This window comes from Streptomyces sp. NPDC026538 (assembly GCF_055567535.1).
Genome location: NZ_JBVHQG010000010.1, coordinates 15,780 through 39,982 on the forward strand (window position 1 = coordinate 15,780; position 24,203 = coordinate 39,982).

Here is a 24,203-nt window from a genome sequence, read left to right on the forward strand (position 1 = left end):
CATGTGCGCCGTCCTGCTGTGAAATAGCGCCACTCTCCGCCGAAATGGCGTTGAACAGCCCTGACATGGGGGAGGGTTGGGGCGTGCGGAAAGTATGGGTGATCGGTGGCGCGGCGGTCGGCGCCGGGCTGAGCTTCGTCATGCTGCTCGTCGTCGGGGTGTACGTCGTCGCCGGGAACCTGCTGGGCGGCGCCGGCGGTGCCGGCAAGGCACTGGCCAAGGGAGCCGTACCGGCCGCCTACTCCACGCTCGTGCAGAAGTGGGGCAACCTGTGCTCCGCGATCAATCCCGCCCTGCTCGCCGCGCAGCTCTACCAGGAGAGCGGGTTCAACCCGAAGGCGCAGAGCGCGGCGGCCGCGCAGGGGATAGCTCAGTTCATCCCGGGGACCTGGGCCACCCACGGCATCGACGGCGACGGCGACGGGGACCGCGACGTCTGGGACCCGAATGACGCGATTCCGTCGGCCGCCTCCTACGACTGCCAGCTCGCCTCGTACGTCAAGGACGTCCCCGGCAACGTCTCCGAGAACATGCTCGCCGCCTACAACGCGGGGGCGTACGCGGTCATCCAGTACAAGGGTGTGCCGCCGTACAAGGAGACCCAGAACTACGTCAGGACGATCACCACCCTCGAGGACAGTTTCGCCGCGCCCGTCAGCCGGCTCTCCCCGACCAAGCAGGCCGCCGGCGCCATCGAGTACGCCCAGAACAAGCTCGGCACCCCCTACCTCTGGGGCGGCAACGGCACAGCTCAGGACGGTGGCCGGTTCGACTGCTCGGGGCTGACCAAGGCGGCGTACGCGAAGGTGGGGATCACGCTGCCACGCGTCGCCAACGATCAGTACAACGCCGGTCCGCACCCCTCGCGCAAGGAACTGCTCCCGGGGGACCTGGTCTTCTTCTCCACCGACCTCTCCGACTCCCGCGCCATCCACCACGTGGGGATCTACGTCGGCGGCGGGTACATGATCGACGCGCCGTACACCGGGGCGGTCATCCGGTTCGACCCCATCGACAGCGCCGACTACTTCGGGGCCACCCGGGTCACCGAGGATGGCGCGAAAGCGCTGCCCACCACGGTATGAACGGAGCGTATAACCCACCCCCTGAGCTGGGGCTTTGTGTCTCTCTTCGATAACGTCTGCGTGATCATTCGGTGGAACCTGGAACGTAGTGACGGGGACCGTGCGTTCCTGTTGACGTAGCCGACCACGGGGGTGGCAGCGAGCGACGCACACGAGGTGCGTCCGGGACGACGACGAAGGGGCCGCAGGCACGATGGCTGTACTCGCCGAATCCGGATCCAACCCCGACGTCGACCTGCTCTACGACATCAACGGCCTGGCCAAGGACGCACCGCACTGGTTCGACCGGGCCATGGAGTTCGTCGGGGAGTACGGGCTGCTGGTCGCGATGGTGCTGCTGGTGGTGTGGTGCTGGTGGTCCGTGCGGCGCCGGGGCGAGGAGGACACCGCGTCCACCATGGCCGCGCTGGTGTGGACGCCGCTCGCCGCCGCGATCGCCGTCCTCGTGAACGTCCCCATCCGCGGGTTTGTCGAGCGGCCCCGGCCGTTCCTCACCCACCAGGGGCTCGACGTCCTGGTCTCCGGCAAGACCGACTACTCGTTCGTGAGCGACCACGCGACGATCACCATGGCCCTGGGCGTCGGGCTGTTCATCGCGAACCGCCGGTTCGGGCTGGCGGGGATAGGGCTGGCGCTGGTCGAGGGGTTCTGCCGGGTGTACATGGGGGTGCACTACCCGACGGACGTGGTCGGGGGGTTCGCCCTCGGCACCGCGGTCGTGCTCCTGCTGTCCCCGCTGGCCGCGGCTGTGCTGACGCCGGTGATGAAGGCGGTGGAGGGGTCGCCGAGGGTGGGGTGGATCGTGCGGGGGCGGTCGGTGACGGTCGGGTTGGTGCCGGGAGCTCGTACGCCGATGGACCCGGAGGAACGAGACCTGGCGGCGTAGCCGGGGGCGGGGGTTTCGCCTACCGGCGCCGGCAGGGTGCCGCTGCGCCCACCCGTGCCGCCTCGGGGCACCTCCCAGGCGCTCAACGCACTGGGGGAGGCACGCTTGCCCGCAGCTGGGAAGCTGACGCGACTGCAGCGCCCCGTAAGGGGCGCGGGGCTGGGACATGTGCGGCTCCGCCGCGTGGGCGCGATCAGCCCCCACGCAGCCGCGGACGGAAACGACTCCCTACAACCCCTGCGGAGAAGAGAAGAACCGCTCCGGGTCGTACTGCTTCTTCACCTTGCCGAGGCGGGTCACGGCGTCCCCGTAGTACGCCTTCTTCCAGTCGGCCAGCGTCGGGTCCGTGTAGTTCTGATAGGCCGCGCCGGAGGCGTACGGCTTCATCGCCGTGTGCGCCCCGTTCAGCCACGTCTGGCCCGAACCGCCGGAGGCCCCCGCCCCCCACGACACTATGTACTGCGCCAGCATCCGCGACCGCCGGTGCACGAACGCCGTCGCCGTCGGCGAGACCCGGTTAACCGCGCCGCCGAGCGCCGTGAAGGCGATGCTCCCGGCGCCGCCGCGCACCGCGCCGATCTGCCGCAGGGCCGTCTGGATGCCGGCCGCCGAGAGCGAGCGGTCGAAGAAGTCGGACCGGGCCGCGTAGGTCTCCCGGCCCAGCCTGCCCGCCGTGGAGCGGCCCGGCGTGGACCCGGGCAGGTGGCACTGGGGCTCGGTGGCGAAGGAGGAGCAGCCGGCGTAGCTCTCCATCGCCTCCTCGTAGCCGTGGCGGCGCAGCGAGACGGAGGAGGCGTTGGCGCCCGCCTTGTGGGCGAGGGCGTCCACCGCGTTCTGGAGTTCGCCGTAGGTGCCCATCGAGAAGCAGGCCACGGAGACGCGCGGGCCGCTGCCCGCGTTCTCCAGGTGCAGGGAGGACCAGATCTCGTCCGGCTGGGAGGGGCCCCACTCCTGCCAGGCCTTGAGGACCTGCGCCGCCTTCGACCAGGGCCAGGTCAGGTACGCCGTCACGGCCTGCGGGGCGGGGTGGGTCCGGAACTGCAGTTCGGTCACGACGCCGAAGTTGCCGTTGCCGGCCCCGCGCAGTGCCCAGAAGAGGTCCTTGTTGGTGCTCGCGTTGGCGACCACCTGCGTGCCGTCCGCCGTGATCAGCGTCGCCTGGGTGAGGCTGTCGCAGGTCAGGCCGTACGCGCGGGACGCCACCCCGTGGCCGCCGCCGAGGACCAGGCCGGAAACACCGACGGTGGGGCAGGAGCCCGCCGGGATGGTCACGCCCTTGGCCGCGAGGCCGCGGTAGACGTCGATCAGCTTGGAGCCGGCGCCGACGACCGCCGTGCCGCCGCTGACCCGGATGCGGTTGAGCTTGGAGACGTCGAGGATCAGGCGGCCGTCGCCCGAGGAGTAGCCCGCGTAGGAGTGGCCGCCGTTGCGGATCGAGACCTTCAGCCCGTGGGCCTGGGCGTACGACAGCGTGGTGCGGATGTCGTCCGCGTGGGCCACGTAGGCCACCGCGGACGGCTTCAGTCCGTCGAAGCGGGTGTTGTAGAGCTGGTGCGCCGTCGTCCAGCTCGCGTCGCCGGGGCGGACCAGGGTGCCGTCCAGGGCGTGGGCCAGGGCGGTCCAGTTGGCCGCGGCCGCTGCGCTGGTGGTCTTCAGCGCCGTACGAGAGGATGTGGACGCGAGTGGCGCGCCGGTCGTGTGGGATGCGGTGGCGCCGCCGGAGCTGCACCCCGTCAGTGCGGTCGCCGCGAGGGCGGCCGCCCCGCCCGATATGAAGGTACGCCGTTCCATGCCCGTGCCTTTCGTCGGCTTTCGTGGGACGAGACGGCGTCCGTCGCACACGGGTTCCCGTGCGGTGTAACGAACGCTGTGACGTCGTAACGGCTGTGATGGCGAACGGCGAATAAATGTTCGCGTAACCCGGCGGTCGGAACCATGGCGTGCCCTCACCGTGAGCGTTCCGTGACCTAACCGGGTCGACGGCAGGGGTTCACCCTCCGTTTACCTATGGCCATCGGCGGCTTCACCTGTTCTGCCTAATTTCGGCCGTACCCGATGCGGTGAGCGGTCCTAAATGACCAGTCAGGAGGCCCTCACCCCATCACGACTACTTCGCACGCCGCCGAAGGTGGCGCCTCTGGAAGGAACCCCCGAAAGTGAAGCTTCAGCGCAAGAACCGGCTGCGCGCCCTGTCTCTCGGTGCTGTCGCTGTCTCCGGCGCCCTGGCCCTGACGGCGTGCGGCTCGGACGACAACGGTGGCGGCAGCGGTTCGAGCACCTCCTCGGCCTCCGCTAACGCCAGCTCCATCAAGTGCGACGACGCCAAGGGCCAGCTGCTCGCCGACGGCTCCTCCGCGCAGAAGAACGCGATCGACGCCTGGGTGAAGAACTTCTCCCAGGCCTGTGGTGTGCAGATCAACTACAAGGGCTCCGGCTCCGGCGCCGGCGTGACCGCCTTCACGCAGGGTCAGGTCGCCTTCGCCGGTTCCGACTCCGCGCTGAAGCCGGAAGAGGTCACCGCCTCCAAGAAGATCTGCACCGGCGGCCAGGGCATCGACCTCCCGATGGTCGGCGGCCCGATCGCCCTCGGGTACAACGTCCCGGGTGTCGACAACCTGGTCCTGGACGCGCCGACGATCGCCAAGATCTTCGACAGCAAGATCACCAAGTGGAACGACGCCGCGATCAAGAAGCTGAACCCCGACGCGAAGCTCCCCGACCTCAAGATCCAGGCGTTCCACCGCTCGGACGAGTCGGGCACGACGGACAACTTCACCAAGTACCTGATCGCCGCCACCCCGTCCAACTGGAAGTACTCGGGCGGTAAGGCCTGGCAGGCCAAGGGCGGCCAGTCCGCTCCGCAGTCCGCGGGTGTCGCCCAGCAGGTCAAGCAGACCTCCGGCGCCATCGGCTACTTCGAGCTCTCCTACGTCTCGGACGGCGTCAAGGCCGTCTCGATCGACACGGGTGCCAGCAAGCCGGTCGCCCCGTCCACCGAGTCCGCCACCGCCGACATCGCGGCCGCCAAGGTCGTCGGCACCGGCAAGGACCTGGCGCTGCAGCTGGACTACAAGACCAAGGCCGAGGGTGCGTACCCGATGACCCTGGTCACGTACGAGATCGTCTGCGACAAGGGCAACAAGGCCGACACCCTCCCGGCGACCAAGGCGTTCCTGCGCTACATCGCCTCCGAGGACGGCCAGAAGGTCCTCTCCACGATCGACTACGCCCCCGTCCCCGACGACATCATCGCCAAGGTCCGCACCACCATCGAGGGCCTCAGCTAAAGATCCGCGAGTGCGGCCGAGTTCCGTGAGGAGCCCGGCCGCACCGTCCGGTGCACCGCCGCCCGGAGCCGTACGCCCACAAGCCGGGGCGTGCGGCTCCTCCGAGCCGCCCCTCAGGACGGCTCCGCAGACCGGAGAACCCGATGGACATATCTACACAGACAACAGACGCATCTCCCCCCACCCCACGGCCCGGCACGGCCGAGCAGAAGCGCAACGCCCGCGGTGCCACCCGGGCGGGTGACCGGGTCTTCCTCGGTCTCTCCCGCGGATCCGGCATCCTGCTGCTGGTGATCATGGCCGCGATCGCGGTCTTCCTCACCTACCGTGCCGCCCTCGCGATCAGCCGCGACCACGGCAACTTCCTCACCACTTTCGAGTGGAACACCAACCTCATCCCGCCGACCTTCGGCATCGCGGTCCTGGCCTTCGGCACGGTCGTCTCCTCGATCATCGCCATGGCCATCGCCGTCCCGATCGCCGTCGCGATCGCGCTGTTCATCACGCACTACTCGCCGCGCAGGCTCGGCGGCACCATCGGCTACGTGATCGACCTGCTCGCCGCGGTGCCGTCCATCGTGTACGGCCTGTGGGGCGCGCTGGTCCTGGTACCGCACATGACCGGCCTGTTCGGCTGGCTCGACAAGTACTTCGGCTGGACCGGGATCTTCTCCTGGGACGGCGGTGCCCCCCGCTCGATGCTGACCGTCGGCGTCCTGCTCGCGATCATGATCCTGCCGATCATCACCAACGTGAGCCGCGAGGTCTTCCGCCAGGTCCCGCAGATGCACGAGGAAGCGGCACTCGCTCTCGGCGCCACGCGCTGGGAGGTCATCCGCATGTCGGTGCTGCCCTTCGGCCGCTCCGGCGTGATCTCCGCCTCGATGCTCGGCCTCGGCCGTGCGCTCGGTGAGACGATGGCCGTGGCCACCGTGCTCTCCCCGGACTTCGACATCCACACCAGCCTGCTCAACCCGGGCGGCGGCACCTTCGCCCAGAACATCGCCAGCAAGTTCAGCGAGGCGACCGCGGACGGCCGTGACGCGCTGATCGCGTCCGGTCTGGTCCTGTTCGTCATCACCCTGCTGGTCAACGGCGCGGCCCGCATCATCATCCAGCGCCGCGCGGAGTACTCGGGGGCCAACGCATGAGCACCGCAGCAGTCAACCGCCCCAGCACCCTGCAAGGCGCCACCCTCCCCAAGTGGACCCCCTACGCCATCATCGGCGGGTCCATCGTCCTCGGCGTGGTCATCGGCCTCGTCGCCGGCCTGGACAGCAAGATCCAGTGGGGCCTGATCGCCGCGCTCCTGTACATCTTCGGCACCTACGGCATCGCCGCCCGGGTCGAGGGCCGCCGCCAGGCGAAGGACCGGATCGCGACCTCGCTGGTCTGGGTCGCCTTCATCGTCGCCGTCATCCCGCTGGTCTCCCTGATCTGGGTGACCATCTCGCGCGGTGTGAAGGTCCTGGACTTCTACTTCCTCAGCCACTCCATGGGTGTGGTCGCCGACTCCGAGGCCGGCGGTGGCGCCTACGCCGCCATCATCGGCTCCCTGGAGCAGGTCGGTCTCGCCACCGTGATCGGTGCCCCGATCGGCATCCTCACCGCGGTCTACCTCGTCGAGTACGGCCGCGGCCGGCTCTCCAAGGCGGTCACCTTCTTCGTGGACGTGATGACGGGTATCCCGTCGATCGTCGCGGGTCTGTTCATCCTCAGCCTCATGCTGATCTTCGACATGCAGCCCTTCGGTTTCGCCGGATCGCTCGCCCTGGCCATCCTGATGATGCCGGTCGTGGTCCGCTCCACCGAGGAGATGCTCAAGCTCGTCCCCAACGAGCTGCGCGAGGCCTCGCTGGCCCTGGGCGTGCCGAAGTGGCGCACGATCCTGAAGGTGGTCCTGCCGACCTCCATCGGCGGTATCACCACCGGTGTCATGCTGGCCATCGCCCGTATCGCGGGTGAGACCGCCCCGGTGCTGCTGCTGGTGTTCGGTAACCCGTTCATCAACAACAACCCCTTCGAGGGTGCCCAGTCGTCGCTGCCGCTGTTCATCTACCAGCAGTACGCGAACAGCGCGGGTGCCAACGCCGCGTACGACCGTGCCTGGGCGGCGTCGCTCACGCTGATCGCCTTTGTGATGATCCTGAACCTGGTGGCCCGCGGCATCGCCCGCTGGAAGGCCCCGAAGACCGGTCGCTGACCGGCCTACAGCGACCGACTCCCTGGAAGTGAAGAAGTAATGTCCAAGCGAATCGACGTAAGCGGGCTCACCGCCTACTACGGCTCCCACAAGGCCATCGAAGACATCTCGATGAACATAGAGCCGCGCACCGTCACGGCGTTCATCGGCCCCTCCGGCTGCGGCAAGTCGACGTTCCTGCGCACGCTCAACCGCATGCACGAGGTCACCCCCGGCGGCCGCGTCGAGGGCAAGGTCCTCCTCGACGACGAGAACCTCTACGGCGCCGGTATCGACCCCGTGTCGGTGCGCCGTGAGATCGGCATGGTGTTCCAGCGTCCGAACCCCTTCCCCACCATGTCGATCTTCGACAACGTGGCCGCGGGCCTGAAGCTGAACGGCAACTACAAGAAGAGCCAGCTCAACGACATCGTCGAGAAGTCGCTCAAGGGCGCCAACCTCTGGAACGAGGTCAAGGACCGCCTGAACAAGCCGGGCTCCGGCCTCTCCGGTGGTCAGCAGCAGCGTCTGTGCATCGCCCGCGCGATCGCGGTCGAGCCGAAGGTGCTGCTCATGGACGAGCCCTGCTCCGCCCTCGACCCGATCTCCACCCTCGCCATCGAGGACCTGATCGGTGAGCTCAAGGAGCGCTTCACGATCGTCATCGTGACGCACAACATGCAGCAGGCCGCGCGTGTCTCCGACCGCACCGCCTTCTTCAACCTGGCCGCCGTCGGCCAGCCCGGCCGGCTGATCGAGATCGACGACACGGAGCGCATCTTCTCCAACCCCTCGGTCCAGGCGACCGAGGACTACATCTCCGGCCGCTTCGGCTAGGCCGGAACCGACCCCTCGCGGTGCTGCATGGCGGTGCCACCGCGAGGATGCAAGAGGGCCCGCCCCTGGCTCCCGGGGGCGGGCCCGTCTGCGTGTCCGGCGGCGGCTCGGTGTTCACACCCTGTGGACGGGGAAGTCGACCGGTTCCACTCCCGACTCCCGCAGCTTGTCCACAGCCTGTTGGACCACCCGGGGTCCGGTCAGTCCCATGGTCTGCGCCAGCCGCCGCCAGGTCACCGCGTCCGGCCGGCCACCGGGGCCGCCCGGGTACGGCCGACCGGACGCCGGCCGGTCGGCGCAGTCGTGCGCCACCAGGGCGAGGGGCTCGTCCGCGGTCGCGAACCGGACCACCGAGGCCGTGCTCCGGTCCACCCGCGTGATCTCCCCGTCGGGAAAGGTCGCCACGTCCCCCTCGAAGCCCAGCGCCCCGGCGCAGACCAGCGCCAAGGTGTCCGAGCAGTCGTGCACGACACTCGTGGCGAACTCCCGGGCCACGTCCTCGCCGACCTTCGTCCCCTCGGCCGAGGTCAGCGCGGACACGAACGCCCAGTAGTCGTCGGCCGAGCCGGACCCCACCAGACAGACGGTGAAGTGCCGCAGCGGCGCGAGCAGCGCCTGTACGGCGTCCCCGGCGGGGCCGGGCGGCGGCAACCGCACACCCGAGCCGCAGGAACACCGGAACGGTCCGCCGACGGACACCACCTCGACGACCGGGTCGCCGAGCTCCCGCCGCAGCGCGGCCAGCACGTCGAGGACGGCCGTGGTCGGCAGCTGGTGATCCACCAGCACCAGCTCGACGGGCGCCGCGTACGCCGCCCGGACCCAGTCCAGGTCCTGCGGAAGCGCGCCGAGCAGAGCGGGGGTGAGGCGTACGACACCCTCCGTGCCGCCGGCCGCCTTCCGTACGGCACCCTGCGTGCCGTACGCCGGCTCGCGCACGGCCCGGCCCTCGTCGCCGACGAGCACGACGGTCGACACCCGCTCCGCCGCGTCCGGCCGCCGTGCCATCGCCGCGGCCACGAAGTCCCCGAGGCCGTTGCCGGCCATGACATGAATCGTTCCTGCCCTCAGACCCACCGAAGCCTCACCGGTCCCGTCGCGGAGCCGCACAGGGCGTACGGCGTCCCGTCGGCATGATCACACCGAAGGACGAGGATGGGGTGAAGGCGGGGGCGGCGGGCGCTGCCGTTACAGGAATGCCAGGTCCACGAGGCCGAACGTCGCCGCTGCCACCAGGGCCGCCGCCGGCATCGTGATGAACCAGCCCAGGACGATGTTCTTGGCCACGCCCCAGCGGACCGCGTTCACGCGCTTCGTCGCGCCGACGCCCATGATGGCCGAGGTGATGACGTGGGTCGTGGAGACCGGTGCCTTGAAGAGGTACGCCGTGGTGAACATGATCGAGGCGCCCGTCGCCTCGGCCGCGAAGCCCTGCGGGGGGTCCAGCTCGATGATCTTGCGGCCCAGCGTGCGCATGATGCGCCAGCCGCCCGCGTAGGTGCCGAGGGAGAGCATTACGGCACAGGCGATCTTGACCCAGGCCGGAATCGCGTCGCCGTACGTCTCGTGGCCGGAAATCACCAGTGCCATCACGACGACGCCCATCGTCTTCTGGGCGTCCTGGAGACCGTGGCCGAGGGCCATGCCGGCCGCGGAGACGGTCTGGGCGATACGGAAGCCGCGCTTGGCCTTGTGCGGGTTGGCGCGGCGGAAGATCCACATGATGGCCGTCATGACCAGGTAGCCGAGGACCAGGCCGACGACCGGCGACAGGAACATCGGGATGATGACCTTGTCGACGACACCGTTCCAGAGGACCTCCGTGCCGCCCGCCAGGGCGGCGCCCACCAGACCGCCGAACAGAGCGTGGGAGGAGGACGAGGGCAGACCGAAGTACCAGGTGACGAGGTTCCAGACGATCGCGCCGACCAGCGCGGCGAAGAGGATGCCCATGCCCCTGGAACCCTCGGGCGTCTCGATCAGGCCCTCGCTGACGGTCTTGGCGACGCCGGTGCCGAAGAACGCACCGGCCATGTTCATGACCGCGGCCATGGCGAGAGCCGCGCGCGGGGTGAGCGCACGTGTCGACACGGACGTCGCGATCGCGTTCGCCGAGTCGTGGAAGCCGTTCGTGTACGTGAAGAAGAGCGCGACCAGGATGGTCACGACGAGCGCGAAGGTGTCCATCGACGCCTCAGGACTCCTTGACGGCGATGGTCTCCACCGTGTTCGCCACGTGCTCGAACGCGTCCGCGGCCTCTTCCAGGACGTCCACGATCTGCTTGAGCTTCAGCACCTCGATCGCGTCGTACTTGCCGTTGAAGAGGTGGGCGAGAAGCTTGCGGTGGATCTGGTCGGCCTGGTTCTCCAGACGGTTGACCTCGATCCAGTACTCGGTGAGGTTCTCCATCGTGCGCAGGTTGGGCATCGCCTCGGCGGTCAGGTCGGCGGCCCGCGCCAGCACCTCGATCTGCTGCTCGACGCCCTTCGGCAGCTCCTCGACGTTGTAGAGGACGACCAGGTCGACGGCTTCCTCCATGAAGTCCATGATGTCGTCGAGGGAGGACGCGAGGTTGTAGATGTCCTCGCGGTCGAAGGGAGTGATGAACGAGGAGTTCAGCTGGTGGAAGATCGCGTGCGTGGCGTCGTCACCCGCGTGTTCCGCTGCCCGCATACGCTCCGCGATCTCGGCCCGGGCAGACGCGTCCGCCCCGAGCAGTTCCATCAGGAGTTTCGAGCCCGTGACGATGTTGTCCGCGGACGCGGCGAACATGTCATAGAAGCTCGTCTCCCTGGGGGTCAGACGAAAGCGCACTTGGGGTCCTCGGTATGCATGGGTTTCGGTCAGGCTGATGCTAGGCGCATCATCCGGCCACGGCTAATGGGCCGTCCTCCAGTGTCGCCCATCGGGCAAGGTGATCAGTACGGGGGCGTCCCGAGGGCCCTATACCCAGCAAAGTTCGTTACCATATACCCACCAGGGGTATATGTATCGGCAATGCGGAGGACGCGATGACGACCACCGAGGCCGGCGCCACCAAGCCCTCCGGCGACGGGGCTCCGGCGACCACGCACGGCTACCACAAGCAGAAGGACGAACACCTCAAACGGCTGCGCCGGATCGAGGGCCAGATCCGTGGCCTGCAGCGCATGGTCGACGAGGACACCTACTGCATCGACATACTCACCCAGGTCTCCGCCTCCACCAAGGCCCTGCAGTCGTTCGCCCTGCAACTGCTTGAGGAACACCTGCGGCACTGCGTCGCCGACGCTGCGGTCAAGGGCGGTGCGGAGATCGACGCGAAGGTGGAAGAGGCCACCCAGGCCATCGCCCGGCTGCTGCGGACCTGAACCGGCGGACCGAACCCGCGGACCCGAACCCGCGGGCCTGATCTGCGGACCTGACCTGCGGACCTGGCCGAAGTCAGCCGCCCTCGCGCGCCTCGGCCACGCGCAGCACCTCGTCGATGCTCTCCAGGCTGAGCCGTTCCTCGGCGGCCGACGCCGCGATGATCAGTTCTCCGCACAGCTCGATCTCGGCGAGGGCCACGTGGTCCTGAACTGCCGTACCGCCGACCGGAGCCACGTGCATCACCTCTTCTCTGCCGTCACCGACTTCCTAGAGTAGGGAGCGGTCTACACAACGCGCATGGCACGGACGGGCTAGTTCACAGGTTGTACAGAGCCGATCCCGGACTAGTGCGCTGGCTGGTTTTCGGCGATCCGGCCCGCGTAGATGTCCCGGGAACGCGGCAACTTTACGTCCACCGGAGTGCCGAAGTCGTACAGCAGGGTCGTCGAGGCGACCGCGACCGTGCCCTTGCTGCTGTCGTTGACGAAGCTGAACCGCTGCCGCAGTTTGCGGATACGGCCCTGGTCGTCGAGGTACGCGTCGAACGGAACCTCGGCCGTGGCGAACCCTTTCGCTGCGGCGGCGAGGGCCGGCCGGTTGCCGGCGGAGGCGGCGCGGGCGGCGGCCGCGAGGTCGGCGGTGCCCCGGTAGTGCCGGACCTCGGCCCCGGCGACCTCGGTCTTTCCCAGGTAGGTCGCGGTGCGGGTGCCGAGGAGCAGCTCGGCCGCGGCGAACGGGTCGGTCGCGCCGCCGGTGACCAGGTTGCCGTCGGAGAGGCTCGCGGTCTCCACCCGGACCCATTTGTCGGCGGGTACCCCGGCGCCCCGGTTCTTCATGAACAGCGCGCCGGGGGCGAGGAGTTCGGTGATCGGACGGTGCTCGGGAGTGCCCGCGGGGTCCTGCGGGAGCACGACCGTGAGTTCGCCGAGCTGGTTGCGGTAGTCGTAGCGGCCCTTGCCGCGGATGGTGACCCGGGTGCCGCCGGTCGCCATCTCCATCGACGTCGTCGCCCTCGACGTGGCTGCGGCGCGCAGGGTGTCCGCCGCGCGCTTGAGGACGGCGACCGAGGTGCCGCCGGGGTCGCCGTTGGCGCCCTCCGCCGCGGCGCCGCCGCAGCCGGTCGCGCATGCGCCGAGGCCGACCATGAGCCCTACGGTGACGGCCGTCTTTCCAGCGCGCCTGTGCTGCCGCCGATCCATCGCCTGCCTACCCCCAGCCGGTACGTCCGTCACGGGCCCCCTGTCGTTCCGCTTAACGAGGGGTGGGTGGGGCCGTCACGCATACCGGCCGTTTACCGGGCGTGGGTAACGTTGTCAGGGTGGCGCAGAAAGACGGTTCCGGGCGGGGCGTGCAGGGGCAGCAGCACGATACGAGGCTGGTCGAGCACGGACCGTTCTGTTACGCGCGGTGTATGTGTGGGTGGAGGGGGCCGGCGCGCCGGGCGAGAAGCCTCGCGCGTACGGACGGGGCGGGGCATGTGAGCGGCGGGGCCGGCTGAGGTGGTTTGCTGGCTGCGGCTTGGTGGGGGCTTGTCGCGCCCGCGCGGCGGTAGCCGCAAGTCACACAGCCCCGCGCCCCCGATGGGGGCGCTGTAGCTTGCGCCCTCTGAGAAGGCTCCCCCTACTGCGTGTTGTGCAGCGAGGCCAGTAGTTCGTCCACCAAGTCGGCGTCCCTCGGTTGGGTGAGCCGTCGGCGTGCGTCCTCCGGGCGCAGCCACAGGAGCCTGTCGACCTCGTGGTTCGGGGTGAAGTGGCCCTCTCCTGCCTCTCCCGCCCAGTAACGGACCTGCTTGGGGCGGTCGTTGGCGTAGTAGAGGGCCGTGGAGAGTTCGCTGCCGACGTGTGCGGTGTAGCCGGTCTCCTCCGCGACCTCGCGCAGGGCGCCCGTGACCGCGTCCTCGCCGCGCTTGAGCTTGCCCTTCGGGTGGGACCAGTCGTCGTACTTGGGGCGGTGGACGAGGCAGACCTCCAGGTCGCCGTTCACCGGTGAGCGGCGCCACAGGACGCAGCCGGCCGCCAGGACCGGGGTGTCGTTCACACCGCCTCCAGTCGCTGCTTCTGCCACGCCTGCTGGAACGCGAACCGGGCCGCCTCCACCTCGTGCCGCTGGTCGGCGTGGAGGACACCGAGGGCGTAGGCGGTCGCCGGCGCGATGCGCGGGGTGCGGGCCGCGGCCGCGGCGGCCGCGGCCGCTTCGGAGGCGTCGCGGTGCCGGTTCAGGGCCTGGCCCGCCGAGAACAGCCGTACGTCCACGGGCGCGCCCTCGCCGCACAGCACCTCGCGGGCGTAGCGGTGCAGGCGCAGGAGAAGGCGGACCTGGTGCCAGGGGCCGTCCTGGGGGTGCGGGGCCGGGTCCGGGGACAGGCCGTGGACCAGGGCCTCCGCGTTGTAGGGGTGGCCGGCGGTGACCAGCGGGAGGGCCGCGATGGCGTCGGTGAGGCGTTCCTCGGCCGCAGAGGCGAGCGGGCGCAGGTCGGCCGAGGGCGCCGCGGGGGTGAGCGGGACCTCGCTGGCCAGGACCGCGACCTTGTCGGCGACCGCGTGGAACCGGGAGGAGCCGAGCGCCTGGAGGGCGGTGGAGTGGGCCCTGGTGCGGGCGAGGGTGAGCTGGCGGTCGAGCAGGGCGCCCGCCTTGGCGGCGCCGACGGTGAGGTTGCCGCGCTCGACCGGGGTCTCCGAAGTGGCCTGGCTCGGCAGGGTCGTCGAGCCGGAGAGCCGGTGGAGTGCCAGCAACAGGCGCTCCAGTCTTGCCTCGTAGGCGTGCTCAAGACCCAGTGTGCCCGACAGCCAGGCCAGTTCGGGGCGGATCTCCTCCGACCAGTCGGCCTCGAGCAGCGGCCGGAAGGTGTGCAGGCTGCCGCTGATGCGCCGGGCCGAGCGGCGCAGCGCGCGGGCCGCGTCGACGGACTCCTCCGCCGAGCTCGCCGTCCCGGTCTCCCGGTGCAGGCGCAGCGCGCGGAGGAACTCGGTGGCCTGGGCGCGCAGGTAGCCCGCGAGGGCGTCCCCGGTCACCACCCGGGCCGTCGGGTCCGTCGGTTCAAGGTGTTGCTGTGCCACGCCGGCGCCTCCGGGCGTCTATGAGCATCTCCTGGATGTTGCGCAGGGGCTGTCCGTCCGCGTCGGTCGCGTGCCGGGTCCACTCGCCGTCCGCACTCAGGTGCCAGGAGGAGGTGGAGTCGGACATACCGGTTTCGAGGAGCCGGTTGAGCGCGGCTCGGTGGGCCGGGTCGGTGACCCGGACCAAGGCCTCTATCCGGCGGTCGAGGTTGCGGTGCATCATGTCGGCGCTGCCTATCCACACCTCGGGCTCGCCGCCGTTGCCGAAGGCGAAGACCCGGGAGTGTTCCAGGAAGCGGCCGAGGATCGAGCGGACCCGGACGTTCTCCGACAGGCCCGTGACGCCCGGCCGGATCGCGCAGATGCCGCGGACCCAGATGTCGACCGGTACGCCCGCCATGGACGCGCGGTACAGGGCGTCGATGATCGCCTCGTCGACCATCGAGTTGACCTTGATGCGGATGAACGCGGGACGGCCGGCCCGGTGGTGCTGTACTTCCTTGTTGATCCGCGCGATCAGTCCGTCGCGCAGCGACTTGGGTGCCACCAGCAGGCGGCGGTAGGTCTCCCGGCGCGAGTAGCCGGAGAGCCGGTTGAACAGGTCGGACAGGTCCGCGCCGACCTGGGTGTCGGCGGTGAGCAGGCCGAGGTCCTCGTAGAGCCGTGCCGTCTTCGGGTGGTAGTTGCCGGTGCCGACATGGCTGTAGCGGCGGAGCGTCTCGCCCTCCTGGCGGACCACCAGGGACAGCTTGCAGTGCGTCTTCAGGCCCACCAGGCCGTAGACGACGTGGCAGCCGGCCTCTTCCAGGCGCTTGGCCCACTTGATGTTGGCGTGCTCGTCGAAGCGGGCCTTGATCTCGACCAGGACGAGGACCTGCTTGCCCGCCTCGGCGGCGTCGACGAGCGCGTTGACGATCGGGGAGTCGCCGGAGGTCCGGTACAGGGTCTGCTTGATCGCGAGGACGTCCGGGTCCTCGGCGGCCTGCTCGATGAAGGCCTGCACGGAGGTGGAGAAGCTGTCGTAGGGGTGGTGCAGCAGGACGTCCCGCTCGCGCAGGGCCGCGAAGATGTCGGGCGCGGACGCCGACTCGACCTCGGCGAGATCGCGGTGGGTGCCCGCGATGAACTTGCGGTACTTCAGCTCCGGCCGGTCCAGACCGTGGATGCGGAACAGGCCGGTCAGGTCGAGCGGTCCGGGCAGCGGGTAGACCTCGGCCTCGGAGACCTTCAGCTCGCGGACCAGCAGGTCGAGCACCTCGCGGTCGATGGACTCCTCGACCTCCAGGCGCACCGGCGGCCCGAAGCGGCGCCGCATGAGCTCCTTCTCCAGGGCCTGGAGCAGGTTCTCGGCGTCGTCCTCCTCGACCTCCAGGTCCTCGTTCCGGGTGAGGCGGAAGGCGTGGTGCTCCACGACCTCCATGCCCGGGAACAGTTCCTCCAGGTGGGCGCCGATGACGTCCTCGATGGGGACGTACCGGCCCGGGCTGCTCTCCAGGAAGCGGGACAGCGACGGCGGCACCTTGACCCGGGCGAAGTGCTTGTGGCCGCTGACCGGGTTGCGTACCACCACGGCCAGGTTCAGGGAGAGGCCGGAGATGTACGGGAAGGGGTGCGCCGGGTCGACCGCCAGCGGGGTCAGGACCGGGAAGATCTGGTGCCGGAAGAGCGTGAAGAGCCGCGCCTGCTCCTTCTCGGTCAGCTCGGCCCAGCGGACCAGGTGGATGCCCTCCTCCGCCAGCGCGGGGGCGATGTCCTCGTGGTAGCAGGCGGCGTGCCGGGCCATCAGCTCACGGGAGCGGGCCCAGATCATCTCCAGCACCTCGCGGGGCTGCAGCCCGGAGGCGGACCGGGTGGCCACGCCCGTCGCTATCCGGCGCTTCAGCCCTGCCACCCGGACCATGAAGAACTCGTCCAGGTTGCTGGCGAAGATCGCCAGGAAGTTCGCCCGCTCCAGCAGTGGCGTGTTCGGGTCCTCGGCGAGTTCGAGCACCCGCTCGTTGAACGCGAGCCAGCTGCGCTCCCGGTCGAGGAAGCGGCCCTGGGGCAGTTGGGGCCCGTCGTACGGTGACTCCTCGTACGCGTCGAGGTCGGCATCGATGTCGGGTTCGAGGTCGGAGACCGCGGCGGCCACGGTGTGCGGGCGGTGCGCGGCGATGGAGCCCACGGAGGGCTGGGCGTGCTGGACCTCGGCTGCCTGGGCGTTCTGCTGACTCATGACCCCATTCTTCCGCGCCCGGGGCGTGACAGGCGCGTCGGAGCGTGCGGTCGGGAGCTGAACGACCCCGTTTCCCGCGAACCCCTGCGGGGGCGGCGAAGGCTCTGGCACGGCGGGCTTCATTGGCTGAGCGTCGCAAGCCAGCCTGAACCAATGGTTACGAAGACATGGCGTATGGGATAGCTGCGAGAGGCTCGCGGACGTCGAAGATCAGGTCGCGGCGCTCTCCGGGATCACGAAAGCGACGTTCCTGTACGACCTTCCCACGGATCCCGTACGCCCTTCCGCCGACGGGGGACGCACGGGTCCGACGGTCCCTCAGCGGGCCCGGTGGCGCAAGAGGGAGAACGCGCCGACGACGGCCGCCGCGGCAACGGCGAGCACCATGGCGGTGGCCGTGAGGTGGACGGCCCAGAAGCCGTGCAGGGGACCGTGCAGCGGCTGCCATGCCGCGCGCAGATACAGCCTGATCACCAGGGTCACGGCGGCGGCCGCGGCCAGCGCGGGCAGGGTGCGGCGCAGGGCGATGCCGGCCAGCGCGCCGACCGCGAGGCCGAGCAGCAGCAGGGCCGGCAGCAGCGGGCCGCGCGGGATGAAGACGCGGTCCCAGGTCCAGTTGGTGACCAGGGCGCCCCGGTCGGAGGTCCACACCCAGCCGAAGGCCAGTGCCAGCAGTCCGCCCCCGGCGAGCAGCGGCACGGCGGCGGCGATCAGCTTCCCGGCCAGCCAGCGGGCCGGGGAGACCGACTGGGTCCAGGCGAGCTTGGCGGTCCCGGACTCCAGCTCCCGGCCGATCAGCGCGGCGCCCGCCCAGGCGGCGACGGCGACACAGGAGTAGCTGAGGGCCTCGCCGAGGAAGTTGAAGAGGTTGTTGGCATCCGTGAACGCCGAGTAGGTGCAGGTGGGGAGGTTGCCGTCGGCGGAGTAGCGAAAGCCCATGCAGGCCTGCTCGGCGGGCACCTCGGAGAAGTGCAGCCAGAGCAGCCAGCCCGTCACCAGCAGCACGAACGCGGTCCAGACGAGCAGGGCCGGGCCGTGCAGCCGGCGCAGGGACCGTTGGGCGGCCGCGGGACCGGGGGCGGCGGACAGGGTGGTCATCAGGCGGTCGTCTTTCCGGTCAGGCGGCGCAGGGCCAGGAAGCAGCCGAGGGTCAGCAGGGCCGTCACGGCGAGGAGCAGGGCGGTGGTGGTCAGCTGGAGCGGCCAGTAGTGGGAGGCCGGATGGTAGTCGCCGGAGGGCACTGCGCCGTTCTTGCTCTCCCGCACCGTCCAGGAGCTGTTGGGAAGGGCGAAGAAGGCCTCCCCGGTGCTGGTCCTCGTCGGCCACAGGCGGGGCATGACCAGCTGGGCGACGGTCCAGATCGCGCCGGTGAGGAGCAGGCCGAGGCCCAGGGCGGGCAGGGTGCGGCGGGACAGCAGGCCCGTCAGCGCGCCCGCCGCCAGGCCGCACAGGGCCAGGGCGACGAGAGTGGGGCCGTTGGTGTGGAAGGTCCAGACGTCGTACCACTGCTTGGCGGTGTCGATCCGGTGGTTGCCCGCGGCCCAGGCCAGATGGTGCAGCCAGACCAGCAGTCCGGTCCCGCCGGCGACGGCCGCGGCCGGAACCGCGAGGCGGACGGTCAGCCAGCGCACGGGGGTGCTGGACTGGGTCCAGGCCAGCCGGGCGGTGCCGGACTCCAGCTCCTTGCCGAACGCGCCGCCCGCCCAGCCGGCCGTCAGGAGGGGCACCGCGGCCAAGGTCAGGGTGGCGTAGTTGTACCAGTCCTTGTAGCGCAGGATCGCGTTCTGGTCGTACTCACACCGCTTCGGCCACTCCGGGCAGCCGTGGTACCGGTGCCAGGCTTCGGCCGCGGCGTCGGTCATGGGGCCGTGCAGGAGGAGGAGCAGGACGGTGGCGGCGAGCACCAGGCCCGCCCAGACGTACAGCGCGGGGCGGTGCAGGCGCAGCAGCCAGCGGGTGAGGTGGGCCCGGGTGGCCGGTGCCGGCGCGGGTGCGGTCAGGGTGGTCATACGGTGGCCTCCACCGCGGTCAGGGCCGGGGCCTCGGGGTTGCGGAGATGGGCGAGGACCAGCTCCTCCAGGGAGGGGGAGCCGGTGCTCCAGCCGGCGGGCAGCGGGCCCGCCGGGCGGATCATGGCGCTCAGCCGGCGGCCGGTGGTCCGGGACTCCACCACGGTGTGCGGGGCGAGGTCGGCGTCGGCGGTGGCGCCGACCCGGGTGTGGGCGGCCAGCAGGTCGTCGATCTCGCCGGCCAGCCGGACCCGGCCGCCGCCGATCAGCAGCAGATGGTCGCAGGAGTCCTCCAGTTCGGCGACCACGTGCGAGGACATCGCGATGGTGGTGCCGTGCTGGGCGGCCTCCACCATGAGCAGGCCCATCAGTTCGTGCCGGGCCAGCGGGTCGAGGTCGGCCATCGGCTCGTCCAGGAGCAGCAGTTCGGGCCGCTTGCCGAGCGCGAGGGCGAGCGCGACCCGGGTGCGCTGGCCACCGGAGAGGGCGCGGACCCGGGACTTCGGGTCCAGGTCGCCGCCGGCCACGACGTGCTCGGCGGCGGCCGCGTCCCAGCGCTCCGGGTTCAGGTCGGCGCCCATCCGGAGCGTCTCGCCGACCGTGAGCTGCGGATACAGCGGCTTGTCCTGGGCGACGTAACCGACCCGGCTGCGTGCCTCGGCCGGGGTGGTGCCGAGGACGGTCAGCTCGCCCTCGGTCGGGCCCAGCAGACCGGCGGCGAGGGCGAGGAGCGTGGACTTGCCCGCCCCGTTGGGGCCTACGACGGCACACACGCGGCCGGCCGGCAGCCGGAAGCCGCACTCGCGCAGCGCCCAGCCCCCGCGCCGGCCGAACCGCTTGCCGAGCGCGGTGGCCGCTATCGCGGTGTCGGTCATGAACTCTCTCCTTGGAAGTGCTTCTCGGGCACGGTGAAGTGCTTCTCCGGTACGGGGAAGTGCTTCTCCAGTACGGCGGTGAAGAGTGCGGCCACGTCGTCCCGGTCCAGGCCGGACTCCCGGGCCCGGACGGCCCAGTCGTCCAGCTCCCCGTGCAGCGGGGACTCGGCCGGGGCGGTGCCCAGGGCGCGTTTCACGAACGTGCCCAGGCCGCGCCGGGCCTCGACCAGGCCCTCCCGCTCCAGCTCCCGGTAGGCCTTGAGGACCGTGTTGGGGTTGATGGCCGTGGCCTCGACCACCTCACGCGCGGTGGGCAGTTTGTCTCCCGGCTGTATGTGGCCGAGCCGGAGCGCCTGCTTGGTCTGCTGGACGATCTGGACGTAGGTGGCGACGCCGGAGCGCCGGTCGATGCGGTACTCGACCACCCGTACAACCACCCTTTCACTAATTGAGTAGTGAAAGGGTGGTGCAAGGGTGGGTCGAAAGTCAATCCCGGAAGATTTCCGGAACGGCCCCGTAGCCCGTGAACCGATCGGCCGGGCTCGTGCGATGAGGAGACGTGAGCGGAACGAGAAGCGACGGGGAGCTGCTGCGGGCGATCGCGGCGGACTCGGACCGACGCGCCTTCGAGGAGCTGTACCGGCGGTACGCGCCGTGGCTGACCGCGCGGCTGCGCGGCCGGTGCGCCGATCCGGCGGTCGTCGACGACGTCGTACAGGAGACGTTCCTCGCGGTGTGGCGGGGAACCGCCCGCTACCACGAGGAGGGGGACGCCGCCGGGTGGCTGTGGCGGATCGGGTCGCGGCGGCTGGTCGACGTGCTGCGCGGCGACGGGGCCCGGGGCCGGCTGCGGCAGGCGCTGGCGCGGCTGCGGCACCGGGACGAGGCCTCGGCGGAGGAACGCGTGCTCGCGGGGGTGGAGCACGGGGACCTCGCCGGGGCCCTGGTCCGGCTCTCGCCCGAGCTGCGGGCGGTGCTCCAGGCGACGGTGATCGACGGGCTGACCACCCGGGAGGCGGCGGTCCTGCTCGGCATTCCGCCAGGGACGGTCAAGACAAGGGCGATGCGGGCGCGCAAGCAGTTGCGGGAGGAGTTGGCATGACCTGGCATGTGTCTGAGGAAGAGCTGCGGGCCTACGCGCGCGGCGAGTTGGCGGCGCCGCTGCTGTGGTCGGCCGACACCCACGTCGGCTCCTGCGCCGAGTGCCGTGCGGTGCTCGCGGCGGTCTCCGACCCGGTCGCGCTGGACGCAGGCTGGGACCGCCTGGACGCCGAACTGGACGCGCCCCGGCCGGTACGGGGCGAACGGCTGCTGGTGCGGCTGGGCGTCGGCGAGCACACCGCGCGGCTGCTCACCGCGACCCCGGTGCTGCGCCGCTCCTGGCTGGCGTCGGTCGCGTTCGTGCTGGCGGCGACGGTCACCGTGGTGCGCCTGGTGGACGCCCCGGCCCTGTTCCTGGCGCTGGCCCCGCTCCTTCCGCTGGCCGCGGTGGCGCTGTCGTACGGACCGACACTCGACCCGACGTACGAGATCGCCGCGGTCGCCCCGACGCACGGCTTCCGGCTGCTGATGATCCGTACGGTGGCCGCGCTGACCGCCTCGCTCAGCCTCAACTGCCTTGCCGCGCTGGCCCTTCCGGGGTTCGGCCTGCTCGCCTTCGGCTGGCTGCTGCCCGCCCTCGCGCTCACCGCGGCCGGCCTTGCGCTCTCCGCGCGGCTGGGCCCGCTGCTCGGCCCCGGCCTGGTCGGCGGCGCCTGGACGCTGCTGATGGTGATGGCCGCGCGGCACCCGGCGGACACGCCGGCCGCGTTCACGACGGCGGGCCAGTCGGTGGCCGCGGCGCTGGCCGCGCTGGCGATCTTCCTGCTGCACCAGGCGCGGGACCGCTTCGACGCCAAGCCCTACTGACCCGCCGACCTGCCGACCTGCCGACCTTCTGCCTCGCCGTCCTTCTGTCTCCTCCTTCTTCTGTCTCCTCCTTCTGTCTTCCCGACCTGCTGATCCTGATCGCTGGAGCCCCTACGTGAACACCACTGTCTCCGCCGCAGGCCTCACCGTGCGCTACGGCGGCACCCGGGCCCTGGACGGCGTCTCGCTGCGTCTGACGGACGGCGTGACGGGCCTGCTGGGCCCGAACGGCGCCGGAAAGACGACCCTGCTGAAGGTCCTGGCCACGGCCGTACCGCCCGACGGCGGCGGCTTCACGGTCCGCGGCGAGGACCCGTCGACCCCGGCCGGCCGCCTGGCCGTCCGCCGCACGCTCGGCTACCTCCCGCAGACCCCCGGTTTCCACCCGGACTTCACGGCCTTCGAGTTCGTCGACTACGTGGCCGTCCTCAAGGAGCTGACCAGCCGGGCCGAGCGCCACCGCGAGGTGCGGCGCGTCCTGGACCAGGTCGGGCTCGCCGACGTACGCGGCACGCGCATCAGGCGGCTGTCCGGCGGCATGCGCCAGCGGGTCGCGCTGGCCGCCGCCCTCGTCGGCGACCCCGGCTTCCTGGTCCTGGACGAGCCGACCGTCCACCTCGACCCCGAACAGCGGATGCGGTTCCGGGAGCTGGTCGCGGAGGCGGGGGAGGGCCGCACGGTGCTGCTCTCCACCCACCAGACGGAGGACGTGGCGATGCTCTGCCACCACGTCATCGTCCTGGCGGGCGGCCGGGTCCGCTTCGACGGCACCCCCGCCGAGCTGACGGCACGGGCGGCGGGCCGGGTGTGGAGCAGTACGGAACGCGCCCCGGGCGCCCGGGCGGGCTGGCGCACCGGCAGCGGCGCCTACCGCAACGTGGGCGATCCGCCGGCCGGCGCCGGCCTGCTCGAACCGACCCTGGAGGACGGCTACCTGCTGGTCCTCGACGACGAGACCACGGAGGTGGCGGCGGCATGACGACGACCCTGGTGAAGCCGGCCGTGCCGGTGGCGGGCGGTCCCGGCCGCCGTACCGCGTCCGTGGTGACCCTCGCGGCCTTCGAGGCCCGCCAACTCGCCCTGCAGATTCCGGTGGTGGTGCTCGGTCTGCTCTATCTCGTCTATGTCGGCCACCAGTTGCTCGGCCGGGACGAGGGCATGGACGCGTATCCGGTCCTCCACGACGCCGACCGGGCCACCCAGGGCGGTCCGATGCTGCTCTGCGTCGCCCTGCTGGCGTGCGTGCACCGGGCCGCCCTGCTGAACCGGCGGCGTGGGCTGGAGGAGCAGCTCTCGGTGCTGGTCATGTCGCCGCCGCGACGCACCCTGGCGCACGCCCTGTCGGTGGTGCCGTTCGCCGTCGGCGTGGCCCTGGTGGTGGGTGTCCAGTTCGGCTGGGCGGCGCTGCGGCCGGGCGCGGTCGGCCATGGCTCGCTCGCCGAACTCGCCGTCGCCCCGCTGACGGTCCTGCTCTCCGGGGCGGTCGGTGTCCTGCTGGCCCGGGTGCTGCCGTTCCCGGCGGCCCCGGTGCTGTTCGTGATCGCCCTGGCGGTCGTCGTCAGCCTCCTCGGCGGTGTCACGGGCGGCGCGTACGGTGTCCAGTGGCTCTGGCCGACGGTGCAGGAGAACGGCGGCACGCCGGTCCCGGGCGAGCTGCTGGGCCGCCCGGCGGGCTGGCACGCGCTGTACCTGGCGGGACTGACGGTGCTGGCGGCGAGCGTCGCGGTACTGGTGGCGGGCGGCCGGACGCGGGCGCTCCAGGTGGTGACGGCCGTGGCGCTGGCCGCGACGGTCGCCGGCGTGAACGGCCAGACCCCGGGCACCTCGGCCTCGCTCCAGGCCACCCGGAAGGCGGAGGCGGACCGCCCGGGGAAGTTCCAGACGTGCGTGGAGCGCGACGGATCCCGGTACTGCGCCTACCCGGACTGGACGGGCTGGACGGCCGACTGGGCGGGAGTGGTGCGCCGGGTGCGGGCCGAGGCGGGCGGCGACGCGGCGAACCCCCGTCTCACCGTCCGCCAGCGCATCCAGGAGATCACCGACCTGACCACGGACGCCACCCTGCCGACCAGTTCTACCCGGGGCACGGTCACGGTCGGCACCCAGTGGGGCGGCAACCGGGTCCCCGAGTTCGCGGTCGGCGTCGCCAGGGTCCTGGTGGCGGGCGACGAGATGGCGTCCATCGACATGTGCGACGCCCGGGCGGTCACGACGATGTGGCTGGCCCTCGCCACCGACCCCACTCCGGAGGACACCTTCCGCCGGCTCCGCATCGACGACAGCCTCACCGGGCCGGCCGCGGTCCTCACCCCGGACGGCGGCAGCATGAGCGTCTCGGCCCAGGCCACCGAGGTCGTACGTGAACTGCTCCGCGCACCGCACGACACGATCACGGCCCGGGTGAAGGCCCACTGGCCAGAGCTGACGTCACCCCGGACGACAGCGGCGGAAGCGGCCCGCCTCCTCGACGTGACCGTACCGAAGGGCCAGGACGACTGCGGGGAGGGCTGA

The 24,203-nt window shown here is 70.9% G+C and carries 24 protein-coding genes; 11 read left to right on the forward strand and 13 right to left on the reverse strand.

Annotated features, from left to right (window positions below; translation table 11 throughout):
• The first annotated feature begins 65 nt into the window (after positions 1–65).
• Positions 66–1,085 (forward strand): C40 family peptidase, encoded by a 1,020-nt coding sequence (locus tag ACZ4N4_RS33525; protein WP_467595873.1) that lies wholly within the window; start codon positions 66–68, stop codon positions 1,083–1,085.
• Positions 1,086–1,278: 193 nt separating this feature from the next.
• Entirely contained in the window at positions 1,279–1,971 is a 693-nt protein-coding gene (locus ACZ4N4_RS33530) for a phosphatase PAP2 family protein (protein WP_453572211.1), read from the forward strand.
• 228 nt (positions 1,972–2,199) lie between these two features.
• Here ACZ4N4_RS33530 and ACZ4N4_RS33535 read toward each other — a convergent pair whose 3' ends face one another.
• On the reverse strand, positions 2,200–3,762 hold the full coding sequence (locus tag ACZ4N4_RS33535; RefSeq protein ID WP_467595877.1) for an FAD-binding oxidoreductase: 1,563 nt from the start codon (positions 3,760–3,762) through the stop codon (positions 2,200–2,202).
• A gap of 365 nt (positions 3,763–4,127) precedes the next feature.
• Between ACZ4N4_RS33535 and pstS the strand changes: the two genes are divergently transcribed.
• The 4 genes from pstS to pstB all read left to right on the forward strand — a co-directional run bounded on the left by pstS (position 4,128) and on the right by pstB (position 8,277).
• A complete protein-coding gene (gene pstS / locus ACZ4N4_RS33540) occupies positions 4,128–5,258 on the forward strand; it encodes a phosphate ABC transporter substrate-binding protein PstS (protein WP_467595880.1) in 1,131 nt (376 codons plus the stop codon).
• Positions 5,259–5,401: 143 nt separating this feature from the next.
• Entirely contained in the window at positions 5,402–6,409 is a 1,008-nt protein-coding gene (pstC, locus tag ACZ4N4_RS33545; RefSeq protein ID WP_467595882.1) for a phosphate ABC transporter permease subunit PstC, read from the forward strand.
• The gene (pstA, locus tag ACZ4N4_RS33550) at positions 6,406–7,461 is read left to right on the forward strand and encodes a phosphate ABC transporter permease PstA (RefSeq protein WP_453572222.1); all 1,056 of its coding nucleotides are present in this window, start codon (positions 6,406–6,408) and stop codon (positions 7,459–7,461) included. The genes pstC and pstA overlap by 4 nt, the downstream gene beginning before the upstream one ends.
• A 39-nt stretch (positions 7,462–7,500) precedes the next feature.
• The gene (gene pstB / locus ACZ4N4_RS33555; RefSeq protein ID WP_351708834.1) at positions 7,501–8,277 is read left to right on the forward strand and encodes a phosphate ABC transporter ATP-binding protein PstB; all 777 of its coding nucleotides are present in this window, start codon (positions 7,501–7,503) and stop codon (positions 8,275–8,277) included.
• A gap of 114 nt (positions 8,278–8,391) precedes the next feature.
• Here the strand turns inward: pstB and ACZ4N4_RS33560 are convergent, their stop codons facing one another.
• From ACZ4N4_RS33560 to ACZ4N4_RS33570, 3 genes are all read right to left on the reverse strand, one after another.
• Entirely contained in the window at positions 8,392–9,324 is a 933-nt protein-coding gene (locus ACZ4N4_RS33560) for a hypothetical protein (RefSeq protein ID WP_467595885.1), read from the reverse strand.
• A gap of 141 nt (positions 9,325–9,465) precedes the next feature.
• Positions 9,466–10,464: an inorganic phosphate transporter gene (locus tag ACZ4N4_RS33565; RefSeq protein WP_453572228.1), complete on the reverse strand. Its 999-nt coding sequence runs from the start codon at positions 10,462–10,464 to the stop codon at positions 9,466–9,468.
• A 7-nt stretch (positions 10,465–10,471) separates the two neighbouring features.
• A complete protein-coding gene (locus tag ACZ4N4_RS33570; RefSeq protein ID WP_450762058.1) occupies positions 10,472–11,092 on the reverse strand; it encodes a DUF47 domain-containing protein in 621 nt (206 codons plus the stop codon).
• 197 nt (positions 11,093–11,289) lie between these two features.
• Between ACZ4N4_RS33570 and ACZ4N4_RS33575 the strand changes: the two genes are divergently transcribed.
• Positions 11,290–11,628 (forward strand): metal-sensitive transcriptional regulator, encoded by a 339-nt coding sequence (locus tag ACZ4N4_RS33575; protein ID WP_453572231.1) that lies wholly within the window; start codon positions 11,290–11,292, stop codon positions 11,626–11,628.
• 73 nt (positions 11,629–11,701) lie between these two features.
• On the opposite strand, the gene ACZ4N4_RS33580 is transcribed toward ACZ4N4_RS33575, so the two are convergent.
• The 9 genes from ACZ4N4_RS33580 to ACZ4N4_RS33620 form a co-directional block, all read right to left on the reverse strand.
• Positions 11,702–11,869 carry a hypothetical protein gene (locus ACZ4N4_RS33580; protein WP_467595887.1) on the reverse strand — a complete coding sequence of 56 codons (168 nt, stop codon included), beginning with the start codon at positions 11,867–11,869 and terminating at the stop codon, positions 11,702–11,704.
• Positions 11,870–11,973: 104 nt separating this feature from the next.
• Positions 11,974–12,828, reverse strand: coding sequence for an SCO4651 family lipoprotein (locus ACZ4N4_RS33585; RefSeq protein ID WP_467595890.1), 855 nt, complete (start codon positions 12,826–12,828; stop codon positions 11,974–11,976).
• 421 nt (positions 12,829–13,249) lie between these two features.
• Positions 13,250–13,666 carry an NUDIX hydrolase gene (locus ACZ4N4_RS33590; protein WP_467595893.1) on the reverse strand — a complete coding sequence of 139 codons (417 nt, stop codon included), beginning with the start codon at positions 13,664–13,666 and terminating at the stop codon, positions 13,250–13,252.
• Positions 13,663–14,685 carry a CHAD domain-containing protein gene (locus tag ACZ4N4_RS33595; RefSeq protein ID WP_467595896.1) on the reverse strand — a complete coding sequence of 341 codons (1,023 nt, stop codon included), beginning with the start codon at positions 14,683–14,685 and terminating at the stop codon, positions 13,663–13,665. Before ACZ4N4_RS33595 ends, ACZ4N4_RS33590 begins: the two co-directional genes overlap by 4 nt.
• On the reverse strand, positions 14,666–17,023 hold the full coding sequence (locus ACZ4N4_RS33600) for an RNA degradosome polyphosphate kinase (RefSeq protein WP_467595898.1): 2,358 nt from the start codon (positions 17,021–17,023) through the stop codon (positions 14,666–14,668). The genes ACZ4N4_RS33595 and ACZ4N4_RS33600 overlap by 20 nt, the downstream gene beginning before the upstream one ends.
• 195 nt (positions 17,024–17,218) lie before the next feature.
• Positions 17,219–17,998, reverse strand: coding sequence for a hypothetical protein (locus tag ACZ4N4_RS33605; protein WP_467595901.1), 780 nt, complete (start codon positions 17,996–17,998; stop codon positions 17,219–17,221).
• The gene (locus tag ACZ4N4_RS33610) at positions 17,998–18,909 is read right to left on the reverse strand and encodes an ABC transporter permease (RefSeq protein ID WP_467595903.1); all 912 of its coding nucleotides are present in this window, start codon (positions 18,907–18,909) and stop codon (positions 17,998–18,000) included. Before ACZ4N4_RS33610 ends, ACZ4N4_RS33605 begins: the two co-directional genes overlap by 1 nt.
• The gene (locus ACZ4N4_RS33615; protein ID WP_453572268.1) at positions 18,906–19,784 is read right to left on the reverse strand and encodes an ABC transporter ATP-binding protein; all 879 of its coding nucleotides are present in this window, start codon (positions 19,782–19,784) and stop codon (positions 18,906–18,908) included. The genes ACZ4N4_RS33610 and ACZ4N4_RS33615 overlap by 4 nt, the downstream gene beginning before the upstream one ends.
• Positions 19,781–20,209: a GntR family transcriptional regulator gene (locus ACZ4N4_RS33620; protein ID WP_453572271.1), complete on the reverse strand. Its 429-nt coding sequence runs from the start codon at positions 20,207–20,209 to the stop codon at positions 19,781–19,783. The genes ACZ4N4_RS33615 and ACZ4N4_RS33620 overlap by 4 nt, the downstream gene beginning before the upstream one ends.
• 134 nt (positions 20,210–20,343) lie before the next feature.
• On the opposite strand from ACZ4N4_RS33620, the gene ACZ4N4_RS33625 reads away from it, so the two are divergent.
• From ACZ4N4_RS33625 to ACZ4N4_RS33640, 4 genes are all read left to right on the forward strand, one after another.
• Positions 20,344–20,886: an RNA polymerase sigma factor gene (locus ACZ4N4_RS33625; protein ID WP_360496676.1), complete on the forward strand. Its 543-nt coding sequence runs from the start codon at positions 20,344–20,346 to the stop codon at positions 20,884–20,886.
• Entirely contained in the window at positions 20,883–21,692 is an 810-nt protein-coding gene (locus tag ACZ4N4_RS33630) for a zf-HC2 domain-containing protein (protein ID WP_467595907.1), read from the forward strand. Before ACZ4N4_RS33625 ends, ACZ4N4_RS33630 begins: the two co-directional genes overlap by 4 nt.
• 115 nt (positions 21,693–21,807) lie before the next feature.
• A complete protein-coding gene (locus ACZ4N4_RS33635; RefSeq protein ID WP_467595909.1) occupies positions 21,808–22,671 on the forward strand; it encodes an ABC transporter ATP-binding protein in 864 nt (287 codons plus the stop codon).
• Complete coding sequence (locus ACZ4N4_RS33640; RefSeq protein ID WP_467595911.1) at positions 22,668–24,203, forward strand: ABC transporter permease; 1,536 nt, start codon at positions 22,668–22,670, stop codon at positions 24,201–24,203. Before ACZ4N4_RS33635 ends, ACZ4N4_RS33640 begins: the two co-directional genes overlap by 4 nt.

Bases quoted from the DNA above. Each gene is read 5' to 3' on its own strand.
- ACZ4N4_RS33525 (WP_467595873.1), top strand. From the start codon at position 66: ATGGGGGAGGGTTGGGGCGTGCGGAAAGTATGGGTGATCGGTGGCGCG.
- ACZ4N4_RS33530 (WP_453572211.1), top strand. From the start codon at position 1,279: ATGGCTGTACTCGCCGAATCCGGATCCAACCCCGACGTCGACCTGCTC.
- ACZ4N4_RS33535 (WP_467595877.1), bottom strand. From the start codon at position 3,762: ATGGAACGGCGTACCTTCATATCGGGCGGGGCGGCCGCCCTCGCGGCG.
- pstC (WP_467595882.1), top strand. From the start codon at position 5,402: ATGGACATATCTACACAGACAACAGACGCATCTCCCCCCACCCCACGG.
- pstA (WP_453572222.1), top strand. From the start codon at position 6,406: ATGAGCACCGCAGCAGTCAACCGCCCCAGCACCCTGCAAGGCGCCACC.
- pstB (WP_351708834.1), top strand. From the start codon at position 7,501: ATGTCCAAGCGAATCGACGTAAGCGGGCTCACCGCCTACTACGGCTCC.
- ACZ4N4_RS33560 (WP_467595885.1), bottom strand. From the start codon at position 9,324: ATGGCCGGCAACGGCCTCGGGGACTTCGTGGCCGCGGCGATGGCACGG.
- ACZ4N4_RS33565 (WP_453572228.1), bottom strand. From the start codon at position 10,464: ATGGACACCTTCGCGCTCGTCGTGACCATCCTGGTCGCGCTCTTCTTC.
- ACZ4N4_RS33575 (WP_453572231.1), top strand. From the start codon at position 11,290: ATGACGACCACCGAGGCCGGCGCCACCAAGCCCTCCGGCGACGGGGCT.
- ACZ4N4_RS33580 (WP_467595887.1), bottom strand. From the start codon at position 11,869: ATGCACGTGGCTCCGGTCGGCGGTACGGCAGTTCAGGACCACGTGGCC.
- ACZ4N4_RS33585 (WP_467595890.1), bottom strand. From the start codon at position 12,828: ATGGATCGGCGGCAGCACAGGCGCGCTGGAAAGACGGCCGTCACCGTA.
- ACZ4N4_RS33600 (WP_467595898.1), bottom strand. From the start codon at position 17,023: ATGAAGCCCGCCGTGCCAGAGCCTTCGCCGCCCCCGCAGGGGTTCGCG.
- ACZ4N4_RS33605 (WP_467595901.1), bottom strand. From the start codon at position 17,998: ATGACCACCCTGTCCGCCGCCCCCGGTCCCGCGGCCGCCCAACGGTCC.
- ACZ4N4_RS33610 (WP_467595903.1), bottom strand. From the start codon at position 18,909: ATGACCACCCTGACCGCACCCGCGCCGGCACCGGCCACCCGGGCCCAC.
- ACZ4N4_RS33615 (WP_453572268.1), bottom strand. From the start codon at position 19,784: ATGACCGACACCGCGATAGCGGCCACCGCGCTCGGCAAGCGGTTCGGC.
- ACZ4N4_RS33630 (WP_467595907.1), top strand. From the start codon at position 20,883: ATGACCTGGCATGTGTCTGAGGAAGAGCTGCGGGCCTACGCGCGCGGC.
- ACZ4N4_RS33640 (WP_467595911.1), top strand. From the start codon at position 22,668: ATGACGACGACCCTGGTGAAGCCGGCCGTGCCGGTGGCGGGCGGTCCC.